General features: G+C 38.4%; 1 pseudogene. It reads right to left on the bottom strand.

Going from position 1 to position 289, the window contains the following annotated elements:
* A pseudogene (locus AC6UDF_RS07165) lies at nt 1-261 on the bottom strand (hypothetical protein); the annotation flags it as partial.
* Between the last annotated feature and the right edge of the window lie 28 nt (nt 262-289).

Here is a 289-nt window from a genome sequence, read left to right on the forward strand (position 1 = left end):
GCCTGATGCCGAGCGTAAAATGATTTGTGTCATTTTAAAAACGTTTTGTTCCTTTTCATCTGCTAAAAATTTGGTAGGTTCCTTTGGGACATTAAAATTAATGAATTCTCTTCCGCCCCAGATAATCATTGCTGAAACAAAAAAGGTCCCCGCATTAACATATCCAGCAATTGAATAACTGTGAATAGCCGATAAAACCCAAAGTCCCATAGCTTGTCCAACCGGTTCTAAAACTGTACTAACACTTTGAAATGCTCCCATTGTTTGCTGCTGATCTGGTCCATTAATG

It is taken from the genome of Fructilactobacillus sp. X2R6C1 (assembly GCF_059901295.1).